Here is a 6146-nt window from a genome sequence, read left to right on the forward strand (position 1 = left end):
CCGTTTATCGACTACCTAGCCAGCGGGGATACCCGCGCCGCCGTGGCTATGAAAGCGGGCAAGAAACTGCCGTGCGCGCAGCGACTCCGGGCTGCCGAAAAACTGCTGCGGCGGCGCGGTTTCGACAACCTGCCCGCCATCCATGAACACGATGCGATCGGCGACCTGGCGCGCGAACTCCATTTCGTGCGTGACGATCACCATCGTCGCGCCTTCGTTCGCGAGCGAGCGCATCACGCTGAGCACTTCGCCGACCAGCATCGGATCGAGCGCGCTGGTTGGCTCGTCGAATAGCAGCACATCGGGCTTCATCGCGAGCGCGCGTGCAATGCCGACGCGTTGTTTCTGCCCGCCCGACAGGCGCGACGGAAACTGGTCATGCTTGTCGGCGAGGCCCACGCGATCGAGCAGTTCGATTGCTTCCGCCCGCACCGTTGCACGATCGCGTTTGAGCACGTGCAGCGGCGCCTCCATCACATTGTCGATCACGCTCAGATGCGGCCATAGTGCGAAATGCTGAAAGACCATGCCGATCCGCGCGCGGATTTTCGCGAGGTCGGCGTCGCTCATGCGGATACGCGTGTTGTCGCGCACGCCCATGCGCTGGCCTGACACATGCACGCTGCCCGCGTCGGGCACTTCGAGCCAGTTGATGCAGCGTAGCAGGGTCGACTTGCCGCAGCCGGACGGGCCAAGCAGGCAGACCGTCTCGCCTTGGGCGACCTTCAGCGACACATCGCGCAGCACCTGATTGTCGCCGAACGACTTCGAGATGCCGACGAGATTCAGCACGTTGGCGCGCGAGGTCACGGCGTCGGCCGGTCCGGTTTGCGGCAGGGTTAAAGGCATGGCAGGAGTCACGCTCGACGCTCCTCGGCGAATTTGTTCAGCATGCCGGTGCCTGCTTCGATTGCGAGGCAGATGCACCAGTAAAGGAGAACCGCCGCGACGAAGGCCGCGAACGGAATGAAGTAAGTGGCCTGGATGCCCGTCATTTCATGCGTCAGTTCACTGACCGCGATGACCGTCAGGAACGCACTGTCCTTGACGATCTGGATCAGCTGGTTGCCCACGAGCGGCGTCGCGCGCAGCATGACGGGCGGCAGGATGATGCGCCGCAGGAGGGTGAAGCCGCGAAAGCCGAACGCCTTGCCGGATTCGATCAGCGACGCGGGCAGTTCGACCCATGCGCCGCGCAACAGCTCGCCCATGTAGGCCGCGTTGTAAAGAATCAGCGCGAGAGCGCCCGCGGACCAGTTCGACATGCGGATGCCGAGCGTCGGCAGGCCAAAGTAGATCAGGTAGACGAACAGCAGGAACGGCGCGCAGCGCATCGCGTCGACATAGACGGCGGCCACGCGGCTCACGGCCTTGTTCTGCGACATTAGCATCGGCATGAGCAGCGCGCCGAGCACGAGCGACGCGACGCCCGAAACGGCGAGCAGGATCACCGTGTTGAGCAGCCCCGCGAGTACGGCGTCGCGCTGCTGCCAGATGATCAGAAAGTTGGCGATCAAGCGAGGCCTCCGGTGCGAAGACGTTTCTCGACCATGCGTTTTAACCGGATCAGCGCGAACACGATCAGGCCGTACAGCACGAGCGCGAAAATGAAGGGAGGCAGCGGCTCATAGGTATTCGAGCCGACCCGCAGCGCGGCGCGTGTGATCTCGACGATTCCGATCACCGCGACGGCGGGCGTCGACTTGATCTGCAGCGTCATTTCGTTGACGAGTCCGGGCAGGCTCGCGCGATAGACCTGTGGCAAGACGATGCGCCGGATGCGCGTGAAGCGGGGCATCGCGAATGACAGCGCCGCATCGTACTGGTCGCGTGGAAACTCGACGAACGCACTGCGCCAGATCTCGCAGTTGAACGCCGATGTGCTGATGGTCAACGCGGCGATCGCAGCGGGAACCGGATCGAGCGACAGTCCGAGTTGCGGCAGCGCGAAGAACACCAGCAAGGTCAGCGTGACGGTCGGGCACGAGCGCACGATGCTCACGTACGAATAGACGATGCGGTCGAGCACCGGCACTTTCGCCCAGCGGATCAGTGCGAGCCCGAGCCCGATCGGCACGCCGAGTACGATGCTGATGAGCGATAGCGATATGGTCGCCAGCGCACCCTGTGTAATGCTCCAGTAGTCGTAAGCGGTCATCGGGCGGGCTCGGCTGCGGGATCAGTTAATGGATTGCGGCATCGATTCGAAGCTCGCGCCAAACCACTTCTTCTGCATCTGATACATCTCGCCGCTCTTGCGCAGATCGAGCAGCACGCCGTTCACCATTTGCAGCACGGCCGTGTCACCCTTCTTGACTGCCCATGCGATATACACCGGGCTGCCGATCTTCTCGCCGATCACGAACGTATCGGGGCGCGTCCTGATCAGCGAATTCAGGTTGATCTGCGTATTCGCCGCGACGTCGAGCCGGCCGAGCGCGAGATCCTGATAGATCTCCGGGTACGACTGATACTCGACGATCTGCTTGAGGCCCTTGCCGCCGTGGGTTTTTTTCAGCTGTTCGTCGAATGCCTTCACGTCGGCCAGCATCGCGCTGCCGGTCTGCACGCCGATGATCTTGCCGACCAGATCGTCAGCCGATTTGATCGGCGAGCCCTTCTTGACCACGTAGAACGTTGTCGATTCCGCGAGCGGCGCGGTGAAGTCGAACGTGCCTTTGCGTTCCGGCGTGACGAGCACTGCGGTCACCGCCATGTCGTATTTGCCGGTTGTCACGCCGGGCAGGATGCCTGACCACGGCATGATCTGCTGGCGAATCTGCACGGGCAGTTTCTTCTTCACGAGCGCGAGCATTTCGTTGTCGTAGCCGGTGGGCGTGCCGTTGTCCACGAATTCGAACGGCTTGAAATCGTCTTCGGTCGCCACCGAAATATAGCCACGCGACTTGATTTCATCCGCGCTAGCCGCACTCGCGACGTGCGCGGCACCTGCAAACGCGGCGATCGCGAACAGCGTACGCAACGAGGTGCGCGCGAGACGGCGGAGGCCGCAACGGCGGGTAGCGCCCGCTTCGGCGCGCTGGATGATGAGAGACGACATTGAGTACCCCTCTTTTTAGCTGGTGTGACGCGGTTGTCGCGCGGAGAGTGCGCTTGGCTGGCCGGACGGCCCCTCGTTCATGTGCGAAGCGAAATTTGTATGCACACTTACAAGTTTGCGTTTAATTGCAAATTGCATGCCAGTCGGTGGGACGCCCGTTGACTCGGGCGCGCGCGGTTCCGTGCTCGCCGAGATGCGCCGGCAGCGGGCGGCGAACGCACCAAACCAAGACCGAAAGCCCATGGAAAGCGCCATCGATGCACTTTTTTGGACCGTGTGAGGTGCTGTGCGAGCGGGGCATGTCGTGCAGTGGAGACGCACCGGAAGTGGACCGCCAGATAACGCGGCATGCGTTTATTTTGCTGATACGATGTGTGCTGACGAATTGTGGACAATGTCGGATCTGCGCGCCCAACAAGGAGCCTTGACGCAATGGAACAGCACAACGAACTCGCAACGCGGGAACCCGCTTCACGCGAAGTCATCGAGCCGGGCGGCCGCTGGTCGAAAAGGCTCGAAACCGGCGACCAGTTGCGTATCGTCGATCTGGAAGGTCAGCAGGCAGTCGATTTCCTATGCTATGGCAGTGAGATGCCGCTTGACCGGCTGAACGTGCCGAACACGGTCAAGCTCAACCGCTCGTTGTATGTGAGCAAGGGCTCGACGATCTATTCCGATCGGGCTCGGAAAATGTTCTCGGTGCTCGAAGACACGTGCGGATTTCACGACACCCTGGCAGGCTGCTGCAGCCACGAGATGGATCTGCTGCGCTATGGCGTGCACAACACGCTCAGCTGCCGCCATAACTTCGTGCACGAGTTGGCGAAATGGTCGCTCGGTCCGTCCGAGATCGTCTCGAACATCAACTTCTTCATGCGCGTGACGGTCGGCGAGCAAGGCGAAGTCGAAATCGCGCCGGGTTCGTCGAAAGCGGGGGATTACGTGGTGCTGCGCGCGGAGATGCCGGTGATCGCGATGCTGTCGAACTGTCCGCAGCAGAACAATCCTTCATCGGGCTTCAGGCCTACGCCGATCGAGGTAACGGTTTGGCGCGCCTGATCCTCCGCACGCCCAACCCAGCAACCGACTAGAGCACTTCATGGCCGTGAGCCCGAAAAAAGAAAAATCTGCCAGGGAGCCCGGGAGCGACGACACGCTCAAGGACTGGCGTCATACCGCACTCGACGCGCGCCCCGGCTTTCTGATCCGCCGGCTGCATCAGATTCATGTCGCACTGTTCGTCGAAGAGTGTGCGCCGGAGGGCATCACGCCCGTGCAGTACAGCATTCTCACCGCGCTCGAACAGATGGGGCCGTCCGAGCAGATCGCACTGTCGCGTGCGGTCGGGCTCGATCGTGCGAATACGGCCGATGTGATCGGACGGCTGGTCGAGCGGCGCTTCATTCAACGCCGCGTATCGAAAACCGATAAGCGCAAGAAGGTGGCGGAACTCACCGATGTGGGGCGGGCGTTGCTAGGGCGTCTCGAAGAAGGCGTCGCGCGCGCGCATGAGCGAACGCTCGCCGCGCTAGCACCGGCCGATCGCAAGCGCTTCATGGCGTATCTGGCCTTGCTCGTCGAAACGAATAACGATCGCAGCAGAACACCCGTCGGAGGTGGCGCGAAAAAGAGTGACGAAGACGCGTAACGTCGCTGTTTCACAGGGTGCTTGCCGCGTTGATACCGCCGCGCGAACCGCGCTTGTGAGTGTCCCGTCTTTCGGTGCGATTGAAAAAGGCAGCGCGACGAACGCGCCCGTTCAATCCCGCTGCGAGCGATTCGCGCGCGTCATGCGTCCTTGAGGTCCTCGAGCGCCGCGGCAAACAGGCCGACGTGCGCGGCGAAGAGCCCTCGGCCGAGCAGTCCCGCGCGGCCGTCCGCACCGACCATCGCAATTGCCGCGAGCGGTGCGACGCCATGCAGGATCACGCGCGCGGCATCGAGGCCGGCGTGGAGCTCGGCAAAGGCCGGGTGTGTCCCCGCGTACAACTGGGCCTGCTCGGGCTGCCATCCGGGAGACAGCCACGGCGCGAATGCGGTCGCTGGTTCGGGCGCGTGCATGAGCGCCTGCGCGCCGAAGCCGGCGGCGTCGATCACGCCGCTATCGCCGGTCAGCGGCGCGGCGGCTACGTCGAGTGCGGGATTCATGCGCGGTCCTTGCGGCGCGGCCGCGCGTGCGGCGGTCCAGTGCGATGGGCGACCCGCCAGCCGGATGCCGACATCGACGCCATTACCCGCGAGCGCGACGACTAGCGTCGATGCAGACTCCGCACCCTGCGCGGCCGCCGAGGTCATCAGGCAACAGGCCGCCATCCAGAGCGTGAGAAAGAAGAGCGGCGTGTGCTGGAGCATCGCATGGACCGACGCATCCGCTAGCCGGGGCGACAGTAACGCGTAAAGCGCCGCGCTCGCGGCCGTGGTGCGGGCATGCAGATCGTCGCCGTTGTCGAGGCCGTGGCGGGCGAGGGCAATCAGGTCGACGTGCTCGCCCGACAGCGCGTGGCTGAGCACTGGCGCGAGCACCGTGTCGCGCCATGTCATGCGTTCGAGAATGGCGGGGTCGCGTGAGCCGAAGCGCAGTTGCGGCCCCGCGCCGCTGCCCAGTAGCGACCATGCAGCGCCTGTTTGATCGGCAACTTCGACCAGCGCCGTGCTGCCGGAAATCACGGCGGCAAGCGGCGTCACCACGCCGTACGATTGCGCCGGAACGAGCGTCACGCGGCCGCTGGCAATCAGCCGCTCGGCGTCCTGCTCGCTCGTCGCCCAGCCTTCGTACAGGCAGCACAGCACCGCCGAGGACAATACCGGCGCAGGCGGCTGGCATGGGTCCACGTAGGGCGGCCCTGCATGCAGCAACGTGAAATCGGGCAAACCGACGGCGTCGCGTGCGCGGCGAACGGCGCGCCATTGCGGGCGGACGGCATACAGGCGTTGCAGGGCGGCATCGTTGGCCAGCGAGGTCATCGGCGTGCCCCGAAGCCGAACACGCCGCATAGACGCGACCACAAAATTTTCCAGAACATGTTGCCGAGATTCAGCGGTGCGGCGGCAGGCGGGTTCGCACGATGAAGCACCGGCTCGGGGG

The 6146-nt window shown here is 63.7% G+C and carries 7 protein-coding genes; 2 read left to right on the top strand and 5 right to left on the bottom strand.

Annotated features, from left to right (window positions below; genetic code table 11):
• Window positions 1-15 precede the first annotated feature (15 nt).
• From CIC12_RS12060 to CIC12_RS12075, 4 genes are read right to left on the bottom strand one after another with little or no spacing between them, the layout of a single operon-like run.
• Window positions 16-849 carry an amino acid ABC transporter ATP-binding protein gene (locus CIC12_RS12060; RefSeq protein ID WP_168664345.1) on the bottom strand — a complete coding sequence of 278 codons (834 nt, stop codon included), beginning with the start codon at window positions 847-849 and terminating at the stop codon, window positions 16-18.
• Window positions 850-857: 8 nt separating this feature from the next.
• Window positions 858-1517 carry an amino acid ABC transporter permease gene (locus tag CIC12_RS12065; RefSeq protein WP_168664335.1) on the bottom strand — a complete coding sequence of 220 codons (660 nt, stop codon included), beginning with the start codon at window positions 1515-1517 and terminating at the stop codon, window positions 858-860.
• Complete coding sequence (locus CIC12_RS12070) at window positions 1514-2158, bottom strand: amino acid ABC transporter permease (protein WP_168664336.1); 645 nt, start codon at window positions 2156-2158, stop codon at window positions 1514-1516. Before CIC12_RS12070 ends, CIC12_RS12065 begins: the two co-directional genes overlap by 4 nt.
• A gap of 21 nt (window positions 2159-2179) precedes the next feature.
• Entirely contained in the window at window positions 2180-3061 is an 882-nt protein-coding gene (locus CIC12_RS12075) for a transporter substrate-binding domain-containing protein (RefSeq protein ID WP_168664337.1), read from the bottom strand.
• 432 nt (window positions 3062-3493) lie between these two features.
• On the opposite strand from CIC12_RS12075, the gene CIC12_RS12080 reads away from it, so the two are divergent.
• Window positions 3494-4120, top strand: coding sequence for a DUF1989 domain-containing protein (locus tag CIC12_RS12080; protein ID WP_168664338.1), 627 nt, complete (start codon window positions 3494-3496; stop codon window positions 4118-4120).
• 40 nt (window positions 4121-4160) lie between these two features.
• Window positions 4161-4709: a MarR family winged helix-turn-helix transcriptional regulator gene (locus tag CIC12_RS12085; RefSeq protein WP_168664339.1), complete on the top strand. Its 549-nt coding sequence runs from the start codon at window positions 4161-4163 to the stop codon at window positions 4707-4709.
• 140 nt (window positions 4710-4849) lie between these two features.
• Here the strand turns inward: CIC12_RS12085 and CIC12_RS12090 are convergent, their stop codons facing one another.
• Window positions 4850-6025, bottom strand: a complete 1176-nt coding sequence (locus CIC12_RS12090) for an oxamate carbamoyltransferase subunit AllG family protein (protein ID WP_168664340.1) — start codon at window positions 6023-6025, stop codon at window positions 4850-4852.
• Window positions 6026-6146 lie beyond the last annotated feature (121 nt).

Origin of the sequence: Paraburkholderia sp. SG-MS1 (assembly GCF_012275575.1) — a bacterium.
In the GTDB taxonomy this organism is placed as follows: domain Bacteria; phylum Pseudomonadota; class Gammaproteobacteria; order Burkholderiales; family Burkholderiaceae; genus Paraburkholderia.